General features: G+C 49.5%; 18 protein-coding genes. 17 read left to right on the top strand and 1 reads right to left on the bottom strand.

The features are described 5' to 3' along the window. The first annotated feature begins 172 nt into the window (after positions 1 to 172). The 6 genes from AC1RVX_RS04415 to AC1RVX_RS04390 all read left to right on the top strand — a co-directional run bounded on the left by AC1RVX_RS04415 (position 173) and on the right by AC1RVX_RS04390 (position 6349). Entirely contained in the window at positions 173 to 1885 is a 1713-nt protein-coding gene (locus AC1RVX_RS04415; RefSeq protein WP_493215366.1) for a PAS domain-containing protein, read from the top strand. Between the two features lie 580 nt (positions 1886 to 2465). After that, entirely contained in the window at positions 2466 to 3422 is a 957-nt protein-coding gene (locus AC1RVX_RS04410) for a heme-binding protein (protein ID WP_493215365.1), read from the top strand. 335 nt (positions 3423 to 3757) lie between these two features. After that, on the top strand, positions 3758 to 4393 hold the full coding sequence (gene queE, locus AC1RVX_RS04405) for a 7-carboxy-7-deazaguanine synthase (RefSeq protein ID WP_493215364.1): 636 nt from the start codon (positions 3758 to 3760) through the stop codon (positions 4391 to 4393). A gap of 6 nt (positions 4394 to 4399) precedes the next feature. Further along, positions 4400 to 4843 carry a 6-carboxytetrahydropterin synthase QueD gene (gene queD, locus AC1RVX_RS04400; protein WP_493215363.1) on the top strand — a complete coding sequence of 148 codons (444 nt, stop codon included), beginning with the start codon at positions 4400 to 4402 and terminating at the stop codon, positions 4841 to 4843. Then, entirely contained in the window at positions 4843 to 5382 is a 540-nt protein-coding gene (gene tadA / locus AC1RVX_RS04395; RefSeq protein ID WP_493215362.1) for a tRNA adenosine(34) deaminase TadA, read from the top strand. The genes queD and tadA overlap by 1 nt, the downstream gene beginning before the upstream one ends. 64 nt (positions 5383 to 5446) lie before the next feature. Next, a complete protein-coding gene (locus AC1RVX_RS04390) occupies positions 5447 to 6349 on the top strand; it encodes an LD-carboxypeptidase (RefSeq protein WP_493215361.1) in 903 nt (300 codons plus the stop codon). Positions 6350 to 6433: 84 nt separating this feature from the next. Here the strand turns inward: AC1RVX_RS04390 and AC1RVX_RS04385 are convergent, their stop codons facing one another. Next, complete coding sequence (locus tag AC1RVX_RS04385) at positions 6434 to 8098, bottom strand: MFS transporter (RefSeq protein ID WP_493215360.1); 1665 nt, start codon at positions 8096 to 8098, stop codon at positions 6434 to 6436. A 412-nt stretch (positions 8099 to 8510) separates the two neighbouring features. Between AC1RVX_RS04385 and AC1RVX_RS04380 the strand changes: the two genes are divergently transcribed. The 11 genes from AC1RVX_RS04380 to AC1RVX_RS04330 all read left to right on the top strand — a co-directional run bounded on the left by AC1RVX_RS04380 (position 8511) and on the right by AC1RVX_RS04330 (position 20367). Beyond that, positions 8511 to 9689 carry an acetyl-CoA C-acyltransferase gene (locus tag AC1RVX_RS04380; RefSeq protein ID WP_493215359.1) on the top strand — a complete coding sequence of 393 codons (1179 nt, stop codon included), beginning with the start codon at positions 8511 to 8513 and terminating at the stop codon, positions 9687 to 9689. A 93-nt stretch (positions 9690 to 9782) separates the two neighbouring features. Continuing rightward, a complete protein-coding gene (locus AC1RVX_RS04375) occupies positions 9783 to 11600 on the top strand; it encodes an acyl-CoA dehydrogenase (protein WP_493215358.1) in 1818 nt (605 codons plus the stop codon). Positions 11601 to 11719: 119 nt separating this feature from the next. Further along, a complete protein-coding gene (locus AC1RVX_RS04370; protein WP_493215357.1) occupies positions 11720 to 12514 on the top strand; it encodes an SDR family oxidoreductase in 795 nt (264 codons plus the stop codon). Between the two features lie 11 nt (positions 12515 to 12525). Further along, entirely contained in the window at positions 12526 to 12981 is a 456-nt protein-coding gene (locus AC1RVX_RS04365) for a PaaI family thioesterase (protein WP_493215356.1), read from the top strand. A 260-nt stretch (positions 12982 to 13241) separates the two neighbouring features. Further along, on the top strand, positions 13242 to 14240 hold the full coding sequence (locus AC1RVX_RS04360; protein ID WP_493215355.1) for an NADP-dependent oxidoreductase: 999 nt from the start codon (positions 13242 to 13244) through the stop codon (positions 14238 to 14240). 43 nt (positions 14241 to 14283) lie between these two features. Continuing rightward, the gene (locus AC1RVX_RS04355) at positions 14284 to 15204 is read left to right on the top strand and encodes a glutathione S-transferase family protein (protein ID WP_493215354.1); all 921 of its coding nucleotides are present in this window, start codon (positions 14284 to 14286) and stop codon (positions 15202 to 15204) included. Positions 15205 to 15252: 48 nt separating this feature from the next. Continuing rightward, on the top strand, positions 15253 to 16152 hold the full coding sequence (locus AC1RVX_RS04350; protein ID WP_493215353.1) for an SDR family oxidoreductase: 900 nt from the start codon (positions 15253 to 15255) through the stop codon (positions 16150 to 16152). 48 nt (positions 16153 to 16200) lie between these two features. Then, on the top strand, positions 16201 to 17097 hold the full coding sequence (locus tag AC1RVX_RS04345) for an alpha/beta fold hydrolase (RefSeq protein ID WP_493215352.1): 897 nt from the start codon (positions 16201 to 16203) through the stop codon (positions 17095 to 17097). A gap of 6 nt (positions 17098 to 17103) precedes the next feature. Continuing rightward, the gene (locus AC1RVX_RS04340) at positions 17104 to 17547 is read left to right on the top strand and encodes an acyl-CoA thioesterase (protein ID WP_493215351.1); all 444 of its coding nucleotides are present in this window, start codon (positions 17104 to 17106) and stop codon (positions 17545 to 17547) included. Further along, on the top strand, positions 17544 to 17978 hold the full coding sequence (locus tag AC1RVX_RS04335) for a GNAT family N-acetyltransferase (protein ID WP_493215350.1): 435 nt from the start codon (positions 17544 to 17546) through the stop codon (positions 17976 to 17978). Before AC1RVX_RS04340 ends, AC1RVX_RS04335 begins: the two co-directional genes overlap by 4 nt. Positions 17979 to 18618: 640 nt before the next feature. Then, entirely contained in the window at positions 18619 to 20367 is a 1749-nt protein-coding gene (locus AC1RVX_RS04330; RefSeq protein WP_493215349.1) for a methyl-accepting chemotaxis protein, read from the top strand. Positions 20368 to 20414 lie beyond the last annotated feature (47 nt).

The following is a 20414-nucleotide window of genomic DNA, read 5'->3' as shown; positions in this document are numbered from 1 at the left end:
TTTTATGTTTTAGCCCTAACCAGCAATTCAAGCACAGTTTCGCCCCCATGATCGCTCCAGAAAACTGGACAAGCATTTAAGGAGTATCCTACTATAAGCGAAACAAGCAGAATGTGAACTGAACAATTTCAATGGGCAACAGCAAGCTAATGACCTCGATTGCGCTATAACAATGGGAGCACTTGCCGCCTCTGCCGCAAACCCGATTCCTCCGGAAGAATTGGAGTTGATTGTTGAGCAGTTGCCAGTCGGTATTTTTCGCAAAGATGCTGCAGGGCATTTTATCTTCGTCAATCCTCGTTTCTGTCAGCTCAAGGCTACCCCGGCTGACCGGATTCTGGGCCGGACCGCCACCGAGATCGCCGCCGACATGACGTCGGACGCAAACACAATGTGGCAACTGGAAGCCGTCGCACATGAATGCCGTCAACACGCGCTGATTATGCAAACCGGCCAGCAAGTCGAACGAGAGGAAGTGTGTTCCGGTGCCGATGGGCGGCCCCGGTATCTGCAGGTTGTCGAATCTGCGACGCGCGGGTCCGACGGGACAATTATCGGCAGCCAGGGTGTCTTGTTTGACGTCACCTCACACCAGCAAGCAGATAAATGGCGTGCCAGCGATATGCAATTCAACGGCCATGAACTGCTGCGGGCGTTGCTGGACAATTTTCCGGATCACATTTATTTCAAGGACACGGAGTCCCGTTTCATCACGTCCAGCACAGCCCTGGCTCGCGAGTTTGGAATGAATACGCCAGAGGAACTGGTGGGTAAGTCCGATTTCGACTTTTTCTCCGATGAACACGCCCGTCAGGCGTTCGAGGATGAACAGCAAATTATCCGTACCGGGTTGCCAATGATAGGCTGCGTGGAAAGGGAAACCTGGATGGACGGGCGACCCGACACCTGGGCATTGACCACAAAAATGCCCTTGTGCGACCGAGCCGGCCAAATCGTCGGTACCTTCGGTATCACCAAGAACATCTCCGATCTGAAAGAGGCCGAACGCCAGATCGCCGAGGCGCACAAGCAGTTGCTTGAAGCCTCGCACCTGGCTGGTAAAGCCGAGATCGCCACCAATGTGTTGCATAACGTAGGCAATGTGCTCAACAGCGTGAACGTGTCGGCTGAGTTGATTCTTGCGCGCATTCGCTCGTCCAAGATGGACGGGCTTGCGCGGGCAGTGCAATTGATGGGCCAGCACGCGGACGACCTGGGTGCATTTATCACATCAGATGCCAAGGGCAAGATGTTGCCCGGCTACCTGCGGCAGCTGGCTACTGTGCTGGCGGCGGAGCAGCAGGAAACCATTAATGAGTTGATGGCATTGAACAAGAACGTGGATCACATCAAGGAAATCATTGCAGCGCAACAGGTCCATGCTGGAAAATCCAGTCGCCTGGAGGTGGCACAGATCGGTGACTTGGTGGAAGACGCCTTGCGTATCAACGCCCCCACGCTCCTGCGCCGCAAGATGGCGGTGAACAAAGAGATCGCGCCCATGCCTGCACTACCGTTAGACAAAGGACGGATACTGCAGATACTGGTCAATCTGATCGGCAATGCCGGGCAGGCCATGGAAGAGGCGGGTAGTGGAGAACCCAGGCTCACGCTGCGTGTGGAACTGAAGCAAAATCAAGACCTTGACCAGAGGCTGATTATTCGGGTCACGGATAACGGTACGGGCATCGCTCCCGAAGCCCTGACCCAAGTGTTCGCGCACGGCTTCACCACCAAAAAGAACGGGCATGGATTCGGGCTGCACAGTGCGGTAATCGCGGCACATGAAATGGGTGGAACCCTCACGGCCCACAGCGACGGAGCAGGCACCGGAGCGACGTTCACACTAGAGATTCCGATCCGAATGAACGGAGAGGTGCTATGAGTAAACAATCAAATCGACACATCCTCCTGGCCTGACATCGACAACTAAAATTACTGTCAGTTGCACCCTCTGGAGATTGGGATCGGCACCAATGATATGTCTGGAACGCACTGGCTCACTCTGACTTGATTACTGTTTCAATACGCACCGACATATCGACGGTGATCTGGTGCTAATTGCCAGAATAAGTTTTGACACCAGAGTGTCAGGCATCCTGATTTCACTGCAGTCTACATATAAGAAGTTGACACAACCGGCCACATGAATTGTGGCTTCGCTATGTAGCGACATCTACCATAACTACAGCATGAGCTTGCCGACCTCGGGACCGATGGCATGTTAATGCTTTTATTGTTTAAAAATAATTTAAAAAAGACTATTAAAAAAGATAATTAATGAGAAGATAATTGATAAAATGACTTGCTCGCAAAAACTGAGGTGCTAATTTACAGCCATTTTATGATGTGCATGACACTTGCTGGATGGCAAGACGTTCGCCAAGCAGGTTTTTCTATTTGAGTGAGGCGCACCAGTTCAAGAAGCGGGCAATCCTACAACCAGTTTCGGAAAGGGTTTCACCATGCTCAGTAGCCAGCAACTCACGACCATGCAAACGCAGGGTCGTACTATCAGCGTAGCCAGCATTACAGATGATGAACTTGGTCCACTTAAGTTATTGGCAGGTAAGTGGCGCAATGTGAATGGTCTGGAAGGACATGGCTGGAATATGATTGCCTTGCCATTTGTGGCACCTGCACCAGCCAAAACAGACTTCCGGCTGTTGTTGAATCAATATAACGAAGAACTCGACTTTACCCTGGTGGACAAGGGGGTGCCTAATCGTGGTCTGACCCAGACTGCAAATGGCCTGGTAAATTCAGATCAGTTTCTGGCAGCCTTGCGCTACCAGCAATCGATTACCCAGATCGCAGCTGAAGATTTTCCTGTCAGTGGACTGGCTGGCAAGCCCGGTACACCGATTCATTTTGAGCCTGGCTTGTGGTTGCATATGGCCAATCAGGTCTCGAATGGACATGATATCGCTCGCCTATCCAGTATCCCTCATGGCGATTCTGTGCTGGCGCTGGGTCAACACGCTGAAATTGTTGGGGCGCCAGTGATCAATGAAATCAATAGCCTGCCTATCGGCGTGCCGCACAGCCTGACTGACCCATATCTGGCACCTTATAATCATTTTCATACGCATCCGTTCCGTGGTTTGTTTGATCCCACCTTGCCGAATGCTTTGCTCAATGCAGCAAATCAAGGTGTGAATATCAAGAAAACCACGATCCTGACGGTGGATACGACCATTGAAACTGGTGGTATTCACAATATTCCTTTTGTCGTCAAGCAGGCCAATGCCGCCACCATGAAGTCTACTTTCTGGATCCAGGAAATTCTGGATAGTAATAACAAACCCCAGATGCGTCTGCAGTATTCACAACTGGTGATACTGGAATTTTTCCCGCGCCCTGATGGTAAAGGCCTGATCCAATGGCCACACATCAGCATTAATACGATGCAAAAAATATAATTAAAGCCGCTCGGTTTCACAAAAGCGATAACGCAAAGCAACTTGCTTGCTTTGCGTTTTTCTTTTTGAACGCGTCATGTAAGCCATGACTCGCTAAATGAAATGGATATTTTTAATAAAAATACAAGAGGGCTTGCCAGATTGCATGTGAACTTCGCCGAAGTCCGAAGGCCAATAAGCTGCTCCGTGGTATCATGTGTCCCTTTTGCGTTTCAAAAACGCGTTAAAATTTCATGCGCCGCGTTTATCATGCGGTGCAAAAGAGAGCGGCTTTGTCAAAAGCCTTGCCTGTGCAGCCTTCAAAGTCGCTGCTGACAATCATGCGGGAATAAGACGTGACTTATAGCGTCAAAGAAATTTTTTACACTCTACAGGGTGAGGGCAATCATGCCGGGCGCCCGGCAGTGTTTTGCCGTTTTTCTGGCTGCAATTTGTGGTCTGGGCGGGAAGAGGACAGGCCAACTGCGGTTTGCCAGTTCTGCGATACTGATTTTGTGGGCACAGATGGTGAGGGCGGTGGCAAGTTCAAGCAGGCCGAAACGCTGGCTGCGGCCATCAACGCTTTGTGGCCCGTATCCTATACTGCAAGTAAGTACGTGGTGTTTACCGGTGGCGAACCCTTGCTGCAACTGGATTCTGTCCTGATTGATGCCATGCATGCGGTTGGCTTTGAAATTGCCATTGAAACCAATGGCACTTTGCCTGTGCCGGAAGGCGTAGACTGGATTTGCGTCAGCCCTAAAATGGGTTCGGAACTGGTGGTGCGCCAGGGCAGTGAGCTGAAAGTCGTGATTCCACAGTTCGGTCAGGATATGGCTGCATATGCAAATCTTGATTTTGAACATTATTTTGTGCAGGCCATGGATGGCCCTTTAAGAGACGATAATTTACGTCTTGCAATTGAATTCTGCAAACAGCATCCACAATGGAAGTTGAGCTTGCAAACCCATAAACTATTACAGATTCCTTAAGTTTTCATGTTAACGATTACCAGAAAATTGGAATTCGATGCTGGCCATCGCATTCCTGATCATGGCAGCCAGTGTCGCAATCTGCACGGTCACCGCTATACCCTGCAAATTACGCTGACCGGTGATGTCGTCCAAAAAGATGGCGAGTCGGATAATGGCATGATTATGGATTTCGGCGATATCAAGGCATTGGCCAATGAGCACTTGGTCAATCTGTGGGACCATTCCTTCATCGTCTATGAGAAGGATTACATTATCAAGAATTTCCTGGAGAAGCTGCCAGGACATAAAACCGTGGTTATCGATCGCGTGCCAACGGTAGAAAATCTGGCGAAGATTGCCTTTGATATTTTGAAAGCGGTGTACCACGGCAGGTTCGGCCGTACCCTGGAACTGACCAAGGTAACACTGTACGAAACACCAAATTGCTGGGCTGAGATAGACGGATAATGGCTGGCGAACCACTTCCAGCAGCGCTGGATGCGCAGCAACTGCATGATCTGGAGATGATGCAGCTTGCCTGTCAGCAGGCCAGACTGGCTTGGGCTGAAGGTGAGGTGCCGGTGGGTGCGGTCGTGGTCAAAGACGGCCAGGTGATTGCCACTGGCTATAACCGCCCCATAGGCAAGCATGACCCCACAGCCCATGCAGAAATCATGGCATTGCGGGCTGCTGCTGAAGTAATGGGCAATTACCGGCTTCCCGGATGTGAGCTATACGTCACGCTGGAGCCCTGCATGATGTGTGCTGGAGCGATGATGCATGCGCGTCTTGCACGTGTCATTTTTGGTGCCAGTGATCCCAAAACCGGCGTCGCCGGTTCTCTGTTGAATGTATTCGACCTTGAACAATTGAATCATCATGCCCAGGTAACGCCAGGCGTGATGGCGGAAGAGTGCGGCACCTTGCTCAAAGAATTTTTTGCCCACAGACGTGCTGTGGCAGCACAAAAGAAAATAGCGGAGAATGGCACCGACACATCAGCATGAATATCAGTAGACAAATAAGCAGGTGGACGCCTGCAAGGTCCTAATCCATATAGACTAAATCCCTATGCAAGAGACAAAAAAACAGCCCGGTATTGCCGTTGTCGCACCCAGCGGTGCGCCTTTGGATGATCTGGTGGTGGAGCGGGGGCTGGCATTGTTGGCGCAGCAGGGCTTCAAGGTTCATAGTTACTATCAGCCAGCGCAAAAATTCCAACGCTTTGGTGCTTCAGATGCTGAACGCGTGCAGCAGATGCATGACGCGGCCCAGAACCCGGATGTGCAAATTGTCATGGCTTTGCGCGGTAGCTACGGTATGTCCAGGCTGATGCCGTATCTTGACCTGGATTTATTGGCGCAAAGCGGTAAATGCTTCGTTGGCTACAGTGATTTCACGCTCATCCATCTGGCCATGCTGGCACGCAATCGCCTCAGTCTTGCTGGTCCCATGTTGTGTGATGATTTTATTCGTGAGCAGCCGTGTGACTATACCCTGAAACAATTCAGGGACAGTATCAGCAATGAATTTCACACGGTTGAGTTTCAAACCACTCAAGACAATTTGGAGCTGAACGGGCGGCTATGGGGGGGCAATCTGGCCATGCTGGCCCATGCTGTTGGTACGCCATACTGGGCTGATGCGCAGGATGGTATTTTATTCCTGGAAGACATTGGCGAGCATCCTTACCGTGTTGAACGCATGCTGTTGCAGCTGCATTTTGCGGGGGTGCTGAACAAGCAAAAAGCCATCATCCTGGGTGATTTTTCTGCTTATAAGCTAGCCCCGCATGACAATGGTTATGATTTTGATGCGATGCTGACGTATCTGCGCAGCATACTCAATATTCCTGTCATTACCGGCTTGCCTTTTGGGCATATACGCACCAGAGCCAGTCTGGTGGTAGGTAGTGATGCAGAATTAAAGATTGCGTATGGCGAGGCTCATCTGAGTATGCGGTATCGCTGGTAACAATTTTTATTGTGACTGAATGCGAAAAAGCCCGGCAAACATGATGTTTGCCGGGCTTTTTCATTTAATGCATGTCAATGCAGTTTAGTCACCTGCATAGATGTCATTGTCTTTGGTTTCCTTGATGAACAACATACCGATCACGAAGGTTGCTGCTGCGATCACGATAGGGTACCAGAGGCCATAATAAATATCGCCCTTGAATGCCACCAGCGCAAATGCTGTGGTTGGCAGCAAGCCACCAAACCAGCCGTTACCGATATGGTAAGGCAAGGACATGGATGTATAGCGGATGCGGGTTGGGAACATTTCAACCAGCATGGCAGCAATAGGGCCGTACACCATCGTTACATAAATCACCAGGATGAACAGCAATAACAACACCATAGGCTTGTTGATTTGTGCAGGGTCTGCCTTGGCTGGATAGCCTGCGCCTTTGATTGCATCAGCCAACTCTTTGGAGAAAGCCTTGTCTTTGGCAGTAGCTTCAGCTTTTGGCAAGCCATTGGCATTGTAAGAAGCAATGACTTTGTCACCAACTTTGACGGATGCGATAGTGCCTGCTGCAGCAACTTCATTCGAATAGTTGACCGATGCAGCAGCCAGTTTTGCTTTAACGATATCGCAGGAAGAAGTAAATTTCTTCGTGCCGGTTGGGTTGAACTGGAACTGGCAATCGTTAGGATCAGCAGTAACGACCACTGGTGCGTTTTTCAGTGCTGCTTCCAGCGCTGGATTGGCATAGTGTGTCAGTGCGCTGAAAATCGGGAAATAAGTGAGCGCAGCAATCAGGCAACCTGCCAGAATGATAGGTTTGCGACCGATCTTGTCAGACAGAGAACCAAACACGATGAAGAACGGCGTGCCGACGACCAGAGATGCAGCGATCAGGATATTGGCTGTTGCACCATCCACTTTCAGTGTTTGCTGCAGGAAGAACAGAGCATAGAACTGACCTGTGTACCAGACCACAGCCTGACCAGCTGTCAGACCCAGCAACGCCAGGATAACGATTTTCAGGTTTTTCCATTGACCGAAAGATTCTGTCAAAGGCGCTTTGGAAGTTTTGCCTTCAGCTTTCATTTTTGCGAAAGCAGGGGATTCATTCATGGACAAACGGATCCAGACAGAAACTGCCAGCAGGAAAACCGATACCAGGAAGGGAACGCGCCAGCCCCAGATGCCGAATTCGTCTTCGCCAATGGCAGTACGTGTACCCAGGATCACCATCAGCGACAGGAACAGACCCAGCGTAGCTGTCGTCTGGATCCATGCAGTAAACGCGCCACGCTTGCCGTGTGGTGCATGTTCTGCCACATAAGTTGCTGCACCGCCATATTCACCACCCAGTGCCAGACCTTGCAGAATACGCAGAGAGATCAGGATAACCGGCGCGACAATGCCTATGCTTTCATAGTTGGGCAGCAAGCCTACGCAGAATGTGGAGCCACCCATGATCAGAATGGTGACCAGGAAAGTGTATTTACGACCTATCATGTCTCCAAGGCGACCGAATACCAGGGCACCAAAAGGGCGGACAATGAAGCCGGCAGCAAAAGCCAGCAAGGCGAAAATGAAGGCGGTGTTAGGGTCTGTGCCGGCAAAGAACTGCTTGGCAATAATCGGTGCGAGTGAGCCGTATAGGTAAAAGTCGTACCATTCAAAAACGGTGCCCAGCGAAGAAGCAAAGATAACCTTGCGTTCTTCTGCAGTCATGCCGCCTGACGTTGCGATAGGTGCTGTCGCCATGCTTGTCTCCTGTTTTATGTATATAAGTGTGCTTGATAAAAATGAGCTGGAAAAACTGATCGTAAAAATTCGATGAATATTTCAACATTTTTTATTGCAAGCAAAGTGTGCAAGTTGAAACTTACGGCATGCTTGCTCGAAACTTACAGAAACTTACGAATGATATTTCTGATGTGTTGAATAAATAACAGTATTTGGGCGTAAAATGGAATTCAATAAATTTACGAACGGTCGTACTAAATTGTGATATTCTAGTTTCCGGACTTGAGCTGGCTTTGTGATTGCGAGCCAATTTCAGGTAGAAAAGCTGATGAATGGTTTCGGCGGGCAGGCTATGGAGGTTTGGTCCTTTGGGGTCATGCCAGCAAGCAATCGCTGCACTACAAAATACTTACACCAATAGGAGATCTACATGTCTGATGCAGTTATCGTATCCACCGCACGTACCGGCCTGGCAAAATCCTGGAAGGGCGCTTTTAATATGACACATGGCGCCACGATGGGCGGACATGTGCTTGACGCGGCCATTCAGCGTGCCAAGATCGATGCGGCTGAAGTGGAAGATGTGATCATCGGTTGCGCCACACCTGAAGGCGCGACCGGCAGCAATATTGCCCGTCAGATCGCTTTGCGTGGTGGTTGCCCGGTGACCACTGCTGGTATGACAGTCAACCGTTTTTGCTCATCCGGCCTGCAAACTATCGCGCTGGCAGCACAACGTATTATCGCTGGTGAAGGCGATATCTATGCCGCAGGTGGTGTTGAATCTATTTCTTGCGTGCAAAACGAAGCCAATAGCCACATGATCGTGGAAACCTGGTTGAAACAGCACAAGCCTGAAGTTTATTGGCCTATGCTGCAGACAGCGGAAACAGTCGCCAAGCGCTATGGCATCCCGCGTGAACGTCAGGATGAATATGGTGTGCAAAGTCAGTTACGTGCCGCCGCAGCACAGGCCGCAGGTTTGTTTGATGCCGAAATCGTACCGATGACGACGGTCATGGGTGTAGCAGATAAAGCCACTGGCATGTTGATCACCAAAGAAGTCACGATTTCTGCGGATGAAGGCATACGGGCTGATACGACACTTGAAGGTGTATCCAAAATCCGCACAGCAGTACCAGGCGGTGTTATTTCTGCAGGCAATGCCAGCCAGTTTTCTGATGGCGCATCAGTGGCAATTTTGATGAACAGCAAACTGGCAGAAGCAAAAGGTTTGCAACCACTGGGTATTTTCCGCGGATTTGCGGTTGCTGGTTGCGAGCCGGACGAAATGGGCATAGGTCCGGTGTTTGCCATCCCTAAATTATTGAAAAAAGCCGGGTTGAAAGTTGAAGACATCGGTTTGTGGGAACTGAACGAAGCTTTTGCGGTGCAGGTTCTGTACTGCGCAGACAAACTTGGTATCCCCATGGATAAACTGAACGTCAACGGTGGCGCGATCGCGGTTGGCCATCCTTATGGCGTGTCCGGCGCACGTTTGACAGGCCATGCCTTGATAGAAGGTAAGCGTCGCGGTGCTAAATATGTAGTGGTGACCATGTGTATCGGTGGTGGTCAGGGTGCAGCGGGCTTGTTTGAAGTAGTTTAAGCTGGATAGCATGTTGGGCAGCTCACACTGCCTTACGCTTGTAAGATAGTGTGAGTAAGATTGGTATTTCATCTTTTTCATCCAAAATACATCATGCAATCTAAAATTCTTCCCCGCCGTGACCTCGATTTTCTGCTGTATGAATGGCTGGACGTAGAGTCACTGAACCAAAGGCCGCGTTTCGCCGATCATAATCGTGAAACCTTCAATGCGGCGCTGGATACCTGTGAGCAAATCGCCACAGATTTATTCGCTACCCACAATAAAAAAAATGACCAGAATGAGCCACATTTCGATGGCGAAACCGTGCACATCATTCCCGAGGTCAAAACGGCGCTGAAAGCGTTTTGTGAGGCCGGTTTGATGGCAGCGGGGCAGGACTTTGATGTCGGTGGCATGCAATTGCCCTGCGTGGTTGAAAAAGCTGGTTTTGCTTATTTCAAGGGGGCGAATGTCGGTACAGCGTCTTACCCTTTCCTGACCATAGGCAATGCCAACACCCTGCTCAAATGTGGTACGCCAGAGCAAATTGAAACTTTTGTCAAACCCATGCTGGATGGCCGTTTCTTTGGCACCATGTGTTTGTCTGAGCCACAGGCAGGTTCCAGTCTGTCGGACATCGTCACCAGAGCAGAACCGCAGGAAGATGGGTCTTATCGTCTCACCGGCAACAAGATGTGGATATCTGCGGGTGAGCATGAACTGGCAGAAAATATTGTTCATCTGGTGCTGGCCAAGGTGCCTGACGAAAATGGCAAACTGATACCTGGCGTCAAAGGTATTTCACTTTTTATCGTACCCAAAAAGCTGGTTAACACTGATGGTAGCCTGGGCGAACGCAATGACGTGGTATTGGCCGGGCTGAATCATAAAATGGGGTATCGCGGCACCACCAATTGCCTGCTGAATTTTGGTGAGGGCAAGTTCAAGCCGCACGGCAAGGCCGGTGCCATTGGTTATCTGGTTGGCACATTGCATCGTGGCATGGCCAATATGTTTCACATGATGAATGAAGCGCGTATTGGTGTCGGCCTGGGGGCCGTCATGCTGGGTTACACCGGTTATTTGCACGCACTGGATTATGCACGCAATCGCCCGCAAGGCCGTGCACCGCTGAACAAAGACCCGGTCGCACCGCAAATCCCCATCATCCAGCATACCGATGTCAAGCGCATGTTGCTGGCACAAAAAACCTATGTAGAGGGCGGCCTGGCATTGAATTTATTCTGCGCCCGACTGGTGGACGAAGAACGTACCGGCACGACACCGGAAGCGCGCATCCATGCAGCACAGATGCTGGAAATATTGACGCCGATCGCCAAGTCCTGGCCTTCACAGTGGTGCCTGGAAGCGAATAACCTGGCGATACAGGTGCACGGGGGCTATGGTTATACGCGCGAATACAATGTAGAGCAATTTTATCGCGACAATCGCCTGAATCCCATCCACGAAGGTACACACGGCATACAAGGTCTGGATTTGCTGGGTCGCAAAGTTGTCATGCACGATGGTGCCGCACTGGAAGCGCTGGGTGAGATCATGCACAAGACTTTGTCACGGGCTGCTCATCACCCTGAACTGCTGGATTACACCAAGTCGCTGGCGCGGGTATTGCAAAGGCTGGCAAGTACAACACAGAAATTGCACGAATGTGGTGACACCAATAAAACGCTGGCCAACGCCTCGCTGTATCTGGAAGTGTTCGGACATGCGGTGGTTGCCTGGATCTGGCTGGAGCAGGCACTGCTTTGCCTGGGTAAGGAACATCATCACGATGCTGATTTTTATGCTGGCAAACTGCAAGCCTGCAAATATTTCTTCCATTGGGAATTGCCACGCGTACATCCGCAACTGGACCTGCTTTCCAACATCGATGTGACCACCTATGAAATGCAGGACGCCTGGTTCTGAGGTGACCATCATCCAACCACATTTTTAACAAAAAATTCCAGATCAATAGGCAGTGATGCATGTGTGCCTGTATGAGCGCACATGACATCCTGCCCATACAAAACAAACAGGAGACTAGCATGACCACAGCGACACGTTCAGTACAACAGTTATTCGATCTGCGCGGCAAGACCGCACTGGTGACCGGCGGGTCCCGTGGCCTCGGCCTGCAAATGGCAGAAGCCCTGGGCGAGCAAGGTGCAAAGGTCGTACTGTCCTCACGCAAGCAATCTGACCTGGATGAAGCCGTTGCGCACCTGAAAAACCGTGGTATTGATGCCAGTGCGATTGCTGCTGATCTGTCCAAAGAAGCCGCCGTGCAGCCACTGGTGGATGAAGCGCTGGCACGCCTTGGTCATATCGATATCCTCATCAATAACGCTGGTGCTACCTGGGGTGCCCCGGCAGAAGATTATCCGGTGGAAGCCTGGGACAAGGTCATGAACCTGAATATACGCAGCATCTTCCTGATCTCGCAGACAGTGGGCAAGCGTTCCATGATACCGCGCAAATATGGACGCATCATTAATATAGCCTCGATCGCTGGCTTGGCTGGCAATGCACCAGGCACCATGCAGACCATCGCCTATAACACATCCAAGGCAGCCGTCATCAACTTTACCCGCACCCTGGCAGGTGAATGGGGTGTGCATGGCATTACGGTCAATGCAATTGCACCAGGATTTTTCCCATCCAGGATGACCAAGGGCATACTGGAAAATCTGGGTGAAGAAAAACTCGCCAAAGAAGCACCTTTGCAACGCATAGGCGATGATGAAGATCTGAAAGGTGTGGCCATGCTGTTTGCCAGTGATGCAGGCAAACATATTACCGGACAAACCTTGGCGGTTGACGGCGGTGTGTCTGCAGTATGACGGAGGCAAACATGTCGCGTCCCGCGCTTCCTATTGCACAGCCGACGCCGGTATTGAATCCCTTTTTGCATGATCTGGGTGTTGAGTTCCTGGAAATGGAAAACGGTCACGCTCGTCTGGCGCTGGATTTGAGCGAGCGCCATATGAATAGCTGGCAAATCGCCCATGGTGGCGTCACCATGACCATGCTGGATGTGGTCATGGCAATGGCCGGGCGTTCCCTCAGCAGTGATTTGAAGGGTGTGGTAACCGTAGAGATGAAGACCACTTTTTTGCAACCTGGTGGTGTGCCGGGTGGCCGCATGGAAGCACGTGGCAAGGCTTTTCATCAATCCACGACCATGTGCTTTTGCGAAGGCGAAGTCTGGAACGGCGACAAACTGATTGCCAAAGCCATGGGGACATTCAAGTATTTGCGACGCCTTAAATCTGGCGAGAATATGAAAAAACTCTACGGCAGTGACTGAAGTAAAAATCTGACGTCTTTTCTGCAAGTCCAATCATAGATGGAGACCAATATGCAGTAAGCCCACTTGGCCATATTCTTTGCATCACCGGGTATTTGAAGCCTGGGGTATATACGGACAAGATATTTGTTTATATCGGCCGGTGGCTTAAATGGCCATCGTTATTTTTTTCCATACCATCGCCGCCAATGGTGCCAGTGAGCTTATCACTTAGCGCGCTTTTCAGGCGTTGGTAAATCACTTGATGAAATGAGTAAATCATGACTACTAATTTTCAACGTATTGTGCTGGCTTCCCGTCCTAAAGGACAGGTTGTGCCAGAAAATTTCCGCCTTGAATCCTTATCTGTGCCAGAACTGAAAGATGGTGAGTTACTGGTGCGCAATCATTTTTTGTCGCTTGACCCTTACATGCGTGGACGCATGGAAGATGCAAAAAGTTATGCTGCCCCGCAAGTCATAGGCGAAACCATGATAGGTGGCACCGTGGGCGAAGTGGTCGCCAGCAAGAACGCCAAATTCAGTGTTGGCGACAAGGTCATAGGCATGCTGGGCTGGACTGAAATGGGTGTGTCAGATGGCATGTTGCTGCGTAAAGTCGATACTACTCACATCCCTTTGTCGGCTTACCTGGGCTCGGTCGGTATGCCTGGCCTGACAGCCTGGTATGGTCTGACCCAGATCATGCAACCCAAGGCTGGTGAAACTGTCGTGGTATCTGCTGCCAGTGGTGCAGTGGGCAGCGTGGTTGGTCAATTGGCCAAGCAGATGGGTTGCCGCGTGGTCGGCATTGCCGGTGGCGCAGAAAAATGCGCCTATGTCGTCAATGAGCTGGGCTTTGATGCCTGTATCGATTATAAGGCGGGTAATCTGGAAGCTGATCTGGCAACAGCAACACCGGATGGTATTGATGCCGTATTCGAAAACGTCGGCGGCGATATTTTCGATGCCAGCCTGGCGCGCATGAATGCCTTTGGTCGTATCGCCTTGTGCGGTTTGATTGCCGGTTATAACGGTGAACAAATGAGTATCAAGAACGCACGCGTATTCCTGACCATGCGTTTGACCATGCGTGGTTTTATCGTATCCGAACACATGGATTTGTGGCCACAGGGTTTGAAAGAACTGGGTGGTCTGGTCGCGACTGGTAAGTTGAAATTCCGTGAATCTGTCGCCGAAGGAATTGCTGCTGCACCGGAGGCATTTATTGGCCTGTTGAAAGGCAAGAATTTCGGCAAGCAATTGGTGAAATTAATTTAACGTAACTGTTTAAGTCTGAGAGCGTAAAGCAACTATGTCCGATATGATTCTTCACAATTTTGCAGTTTCTCCGTTTTCTGAAAAAATCCGTCTGATTTTCGGTTTTAAACAATTGAACTGGAAATCGGTCACGGTACCCACCATCATGCCCAAGCCGGATGTCACAGCGTTGACAGGTGGTTATCGGCGCACGCCCTTACTGCAAATAGGTGCGGATATTTATTGCGATACTTCCCTGATTGCCGAGGTGCTGGAGAAGCGTGCGCCTGAGCCACCTTTGTATCCTGCCGCTATTAGTGGCATTGCGCGCAACCTGGCGCAATGGGCGGACGGTACCCTGTTCTGGACAGCAATACCTTATGCGTTTCAGCCAGCAGCCATTCCTTCCATCTTCGGCAATATCAGCACAGAAGAAATGCAGGCTTTCAGTGCAGACCGTACGGCCATGCGTGGCAATATGCCACGCACCAGCATGGGGGAGGCCAAAGGCCAGCTATATGAATATTTAAGGCGTCTGGAAAATATGCTCAGTGGTGATGCGCCTTTTCTATTGGGGACGCAGGCCAGTATTGCGGATTTTTCTGTCTACCAAGCTTTGTGGCTGATACGTATCGCGCCTGCAATCAATATTATCTTCCATGACTACCCCAAATTATTGAAATGGATGGATCTGGTTGCCGCTTTCGGACATCACCAGTCTGAAGCTATGAGCAGTGCCGATGCATTACTCATCGCCAGGAACGCGCAAAGTTTTGATATGGAAGGGCGCAATTATGTTGACTGCCACGGCATACCTTTGGGTGAACAGGTTGCCATCATGCCGACTGACTATGCGCTGGACCCGGTCGTAGGTGAATTGGTCATTGCCAGTGAAAACGAATTGGCTGTGCGTCGTGAAGATGTCCGTGCTGGAACCGTGGTTGTGCATTTCCCGCGCGTAGGCTTCCAGATGAAACGCGCATAAGATACTCAAACAAACATACTGCACATTAAATCAAATAAAGGAGACAACATGAAAGTATTCAAAGACAGAGTAGCCGTGATCACTGGTGGTGCCAGCGGTTTTGGCCGTGAATTCGCAATTATCGGCGCACGCCTTGGCATGAAACTGGTGCTGGCAGATGTGCAGCAGGATGCTTTGGACAAAACCAGGGCTGAACTGGAAGCGCAAGGCGCTCAGGTATTGGCCATGCGTTGCGATGTACGCCATGCAGAAGAAGTGCAGGCACTGGCTGACGCCACAATGGAAAAATTTGGTGCCGTGCATCTGGTGTTCAATAATGCTGGTGTCGGTTCTGGTGGCCTGGTTTGGGAAAATAGCCAGGCTGACTGGGAATGGGTATTAGGTGTTAATCTCTGGGGTGTTATTCATGGTGTGCGTATCTTCACCAATCTGATGCTGGAATGTGCAAAGAAAGATCCGCAATTTGAAGGTCATATCGTCAATACTGCTTCCATGGCAGGTATGTTGAACGCGCCTACCATGGGTGTGTATAACGTCTCCAAGCATGCTGTCGTATCTCTGTCAGAATCCCTGTATCAGGATTTGAAACTGGTCGAAGCACCAATAGGTGCGTCGGTCCTGTGCCCGTATTTTGTACCTACAGGCATTTCACAATCACACAGAAATCGCCCGGAAGACGTGCCAGGTACTGCACCAACTGCCAGCCAAAGAGCGGCACAAGCCATGTCAGACAAGGCGGTGACTTCTGGTAAGGTGACTGCGCAAGAAGTGGCGGAAAATACTTTCAAGGCAATTGCTGACGAACAGTTCTATATCTTCTCTCATCCAGGCGCACTGGGTAATGTGCAGGAACGTATGGAAGACATAGTCCTGCAGCGTAATCCCGGCGATCCTTACAAGGCAGCGCCACATATCCGTGACATGCTCAGAGCCAAGCTCAAAGCATAAGCAAGATATAAGTTTGCATCCACCTACAAATGTCAGGGAGAAGCATCGATGACTGCCGAGATTCAAAGCAATCAGTTTGCCACGCTGGACAACGGAACCCGCCTGCATTTTGCCAGTGCCGGTGAGCGTGGGCGACCACTGATCTTGTTCGTGCATGGCTTTCCAGAATTCTGGTACGAGTGGTCTGCACAGTTAGCCGAGTTCGGGCAAGACTATTTTGCCGTTGCACCGGATTTGCGCGGTTTCAATCTGTCTGATATGCCTGCTGACGTGACTAACTACAAGGCCAGGCATATTGTGGATGACCTGCGTTTGCTGATTGCCCATCTGGGTTATCAGCAAGCGACGGTTGTTGCGCATGACTGGGGTGGGGCCGTATGCTGGAACATGGCAATTGCTCTGCCTGCCTTGTTTGAAAAACTGATCATCATCAATTCACCACATCCTTATCTGTTCATGCAGGCACTGGCGACTGATCCTGCGCAAAAGGCTTCCAGTGAATACATGAACTGGCTGCGTAATCCGGGTTCGGAAGAAGCGCTTGCCAAAGATGATTTCGCTCTCATGGATGGTTTTTTCAACGGTATGGGGCAGAGTGAAGCTACCTGGTTTGATGCAGGTACCCGGGCTGCGTATCATGCCTGCTGGGCACGTGGGTTGACAGGTGGCGTCAATTACTACCGCGCCTCGCCGCTGCATCCACCTACTGAAAAAAATCCAGGGCCGCTGCAATTGAATCTGAATCCTGCCGATTTTCAAGTGAAGGTACCAACCAAAATCATCTGGGGCGAGAACGACAAGGCCTTGCCCAAGACCTTGCTGGATGGTCTGGAAAATTTCGTCGATGACATCCAGATACAGCGTATTGCTGAAGGTTCACATTGGGTCATTCACGAGCAACCAGAACGTGTCAACCGTCTCATCCGTCAATTTTTGCAGAGTTAGGAACTTATGGCCAAAGCAGATTTTGCTTTCTTTCATCGCTTGCGGGTGCGCTGGTCTGAAGTCGATATGCAAGCCATTGTCTTCAATGGCAATTACCTCAATTATTTTGATGTGGCGTTTACCGAATACTGGCGGGCTACCGGCTTGCCGAATGTGATTGCCCAGGCAGCCGAGGGCAAAGAACTGTTTGCCCGTAAATCGACCGTTGAATACATGGCGCCCGCCAGGTTTGACGATGAACTGGATATAGGAGTGCGTTGCGCCAGCATCGGGCGTTCTTCGCTGCTGTTCCAACTCGAAATTTATCTTGGCGAAAACCATTTGATATCGGGCGAACTGGTGTATGTCTATGCCGACACCGAAAAACGCAAGGCAGTTGCCGTAACAGCTGAATGGCGTGCGATAATTTCAGCCTTTGAAACGCATGCGCCTGTCGATACCCGAACATGAATACAGAAAACCTGCGCCTGGTCATTGCCGACTGGGCTACCCTGCAAAAAGATGCTCAGGGCGTACGCTATGAGGTCTTTGTCATTGAGCAAAAAATTCCGGCTGAACTGGAATGGGATGCTGCCGATGCACAATGTGTGCACGCAGTTGCCTATGACAGTAATGGAAAAGCAGTGGGAACCGGACGTCTTTTACCCGATGCGCATATTGGCCGTATGGCGGTGCTGGCAGAAGCAAGGGGCTTGGGTATAGGCGCGCAGATTTTGCGAGCCCTGATGGATCAGGCAAAAGCCAGGGGTGAGCTATCTGTGCACCTGAATGCACAACAGTCAGCAGAAAATTTCTATCTCAAGGAAGGATATGTGCGGGATGGTGATCTGTTTGAAGAGGCTGGCATTCCCCATGTCAGCATGGTCTATCTATTTGCCTGATCGTTTTCTTCCCTGATGCAATGCCGCCTTGATCATAAACAGGGCGGCATTGTCATTTCAAGTCTTGCTCATTTCATCTTGTTGGCCAGCATTGTTTTTTCGCTGCGTTCTGACAGATGCAACGCATAAAACACAAAAAAATCATTGTATTTTTTTGTCATTTTCATACCTTCACAGCATTGATTTCTTATTTACTCAATCCAGATTCAATGGTTTTGAAGTGTTATCTATTTGATAAATTCTATGCATTTTTATTATTGATTAATCGCGCCATTTTTTTTGATAGTTCTTGCGTTCGTATCTAATTTGCAACACAGGGTTACGATGAATTAAGTTAAGAAAATGTTAATTAAAGTGTCAAATTGTAATATTGACATTATAAGAATATACACTACCATGCAGTCTGATATATATTAAACAAATATTGTTATTTGGTTTATGCTACTAAGAGTTTGAAGGTAATAGTTTCATTTAATGCGCTTAAGTGGTTGATATTAAACAAAATCATAAAAATTCACAATATTTAATAATTTCCTTGTGGCATTAAATTCTATGTGGCAATATAAGCTTATGCATTAATTTGCAGTAAGCCCGGATCCAGTCAAATTTTTTTAGATGACTTATGTTTTTGGGAGAAATCATGAATATTGAAAACTCGAAGGTCTCGACCCGTCTTATTACGGGCTTTGGATTGGTACTGGGCTTGTTGTTAGTGGTTTTGTTGCTAGGAACCACTTATATGGCAAAGATGCATCAGCGTCTGGAAGAAATTGCCAATGTCAACAATGTGCAATCCAAGCTGGCATCGACGATGTATCTGACCGTGACCGAGCGGGCCCTGGCTTTGCGCAACCTGATTCTCTTGTCAGATGCTGCTGAAATTCAGATAGAGGTCAATCGTATCAAGGCACAGGCAAAGAAATATGCTGATGCTGAAGAAAAATTGGCAAAGATGCTGAAGGAAGATCCGAACGCCTCAAGAGAACAAATTGCCCTGTTTGACAGCATTCGTGAGCAGGCAAAACTGTCTGAACCTTTTATCAATAAAGGGGCAGAACTAGGTGTCAACAAACAAAGCGAAGAAGCTTATAAGCTATTGCGCTTTGAATTTCGTCCCATCCAGAAAAAATGGTGGGATTTGTTGAATGACTTTATCTCTGATGAAGAAAAACAGAATTCGGAAGCTATTGTACAAGCTGAGCTTGATTATTCCAGCGCAAAACAGCTGATGTACATATTTGGTGCTGTAGCTTTGGTTGTTGGCATGTTGGCTTCACTGATTATCGTCAGAAGCCTGCTGAAACAATTGGGTGGCGAGCCGCGTTACGCAGTCCAGATTGCTGAAAGAATTGCTGCAGGCGACTTGTCTGTGCCCATACATCTGAATAACAAGGATACCAATAGTCTCATGTGTGCCATGCATGAGATGCAAAATGGTCTTGCCAAAATAGTAGGTCAGGTACGTGCAGGGACAGATACGATAGCAACGGCTTCCAGACAGATCGCATCTGGCAACATGGATTTGTCTTCACGTACGGAGCAGCAGGCTGGTTCACTTGAAGAGACTGCTTCGTCGATGGAAGAACTGACTTCAACAGTCAAACAAAATGCCGATAGTGCAAGGCAGGCTAATCTCCTTGCGCAGTCTGCATCTGATGTGGCGGTCAAAGGTGGTTCGGTCGTTTCCGAAGTGGTGGAAACGATGGGTTCTATCAACACTTCTTCCCGCAAGATTGTCGATATTATTGGGGTGATTGACGGTATTGCGTTTCAGACCAATATTCTGGCGCTGAATGCAGCTGTTGAGGCTGCACGTGCTGGTGAGCAGGGGCGTGGCTTTGCGGTGGTCGCAACTGAAGTGAGAAATCTGGCACAGCGTTCAGCTGAGGCTGCACATGAAATCAAATCCCTGATTGATGATTCCGTCACCAAAGTTGGTATTGGTGCAAAACTGGTCGATCAGGCTGGCGTCACGATGGATGAGATTGTAGTCAGTATCAAACGTGTGACCAGCATCATGAGCGAGATCATGATGGCTAGTCAGGAGCAAACGGTTGGTATCGAACAAATCAATGAAGCCATTGTTCAGATGGATGATGTAACCCAGCAGAATGCCGCTCTGGTTGAAGAAGCTGCTGCAGCTGCCAGCGCATTGCAAAATCAGGCAGATGATTTGTCGGAACTGGTTAGCACCTTCCATCTGGCGCCCGAAAATTTGTCTGAACCTGCATGGCGTGAGCCGGTTGTAAGTGATAAAAAAGTAATACCGCTGATCAAAAAAGCGACACAGGAAAAAAATAATCCCTCTTCCAAGATTAAACGGGTTGCCAACGCGGGTAGTGCCTATGTGGCCCGCAAACCTGAAACGCAGGATTGGGAAGAATTCTGAAAAATTTGAAAGTTAACTTACCAGTTATTGAACCGGGAGTCTGAAAA

The sequence above is a fragment of the Undibacterium sp. GW821-FHT11B02 genome (genome assembly GCF_058808955.1).
The sequence above is the reverse complement of the archived record's forward strand: the minus strand, read 5'-3'. Positions and strand labels throughout refer to the sequence as shown.

Coding starts and splice junctions, on each gene's coding strand:
- AC1RVX_RS04415 (WP_493215366.1), top strand. CDS start 173: ATGGGAGCACTTGCCGCCTCTGCCGCAAACCCGATTCCTCCGGAAGAA.
- AC1RVX_RS04410 (WP_493215365.1), top strand. CDS start 2,466: ATGCTCAGTAGCCAGCAACTCACGACCATGCAAACGCAGGGTCGTACT.
- queD (WP_493215363.1), top strand. CDS start 4,400: ATGTTAACGATTACCAGAAAATTGGAATTCGATGCTGGCCATCGCATT.
- tadA (WP_493215362.1), top strand. CDS start 4,843: ATGGCTGGCGAACCACTTCCAGCAGCGCTGGATGCGCAGCAACTGCAT.
- AC1RVX_RS04390 (WP_493215361.1), top strand. CDS start 5,447: ATGCAAGAGACAAAAAAACAGCCCGGTATTGCCGTTGTCGCACCCAGC.
- AC1RVX_RS04385 (WP_493215360.1), bottom strand. CDS start 8,098: ATGGCGACAGCACCTATCGCAACGTCAGGCGGCATGACTGCAGAAGAA.
- AC1RVX_RS04380 (WP_493215359.1), top strand. CDS start 8,511: ATGTCTGATGCAGTTATCGTATCCACCGCACGTACCGGCCTGGCAAAA.
- AC1RVX_RS04375 (WP_493215358.1), top strand. CDS start 9,783: ATGCAATCTAAAATTCTTCCCCGCCGTGACCTCGATTTTCTGCTGTAT.
- AC1RVX_RS04370 (WP_493215357.1), top strand. CDS start 11,720: ATGACCACAGCGACACGTTCAGTACAACAGTTATTCGATCTGCGCGGC.
- AC1RVX_RS04365 (WP_493215356.1), top strand. CDS start 12,526: ATGTCGCGTCCCGCGCTTCCTATTGCACAGCCGACGCCGGTATTGAAT.
- AC1RVX_RS04360 (WP_493215355.1), top strand. CDS start 13,242: ATGACTACTAATTTTCAACGTATTGTGCTGGCTTCCCGTCCTAAAGGA.
- AC1RVX_RS04355 (WP_493215354.1), top strand. CDS start 14,284: ATGATTCTTCACAATTTTGCAGTTTCTCCGTTTTCTGAAAAAATCCGT.
- AC1RVX_RS04350 (WP_493215353.1), top strand. CDS start 15,253: ATGAAAGTATTCAAAGACAGAGTAGCCGTGATCACTGGTGGTGCCAGC.
- AC1RVX_RS04345 (WP_493215352.1), top strand. CDS start 16,201: ATGACTGCCGAGATTCAAAGCAATCAGTTTGCCACGCTGGACAACGGA.
- AC1RVX_RS04340 (WP_493215351.1), top strand. CDS start 17,104: ATGGCCAAAGCAGATTTTGCTTTCTTTCATCGCTTGCGGGTGCGCTGG.
- AC1RVX_RS04335 (WP_493215350.1), top strand. CDS start 17,544: ATGAATACAGAAAACCTGCGCCTGGTCATTGCCGACTGGGCTACCCTG.
- AC1RVX_RS04330 (WP_493215349.1), top strand. CDS start 18,619: ATGAATATTGAAAACTCGAAGGTCTCGACCCGTCTTATTACGGGCTTT.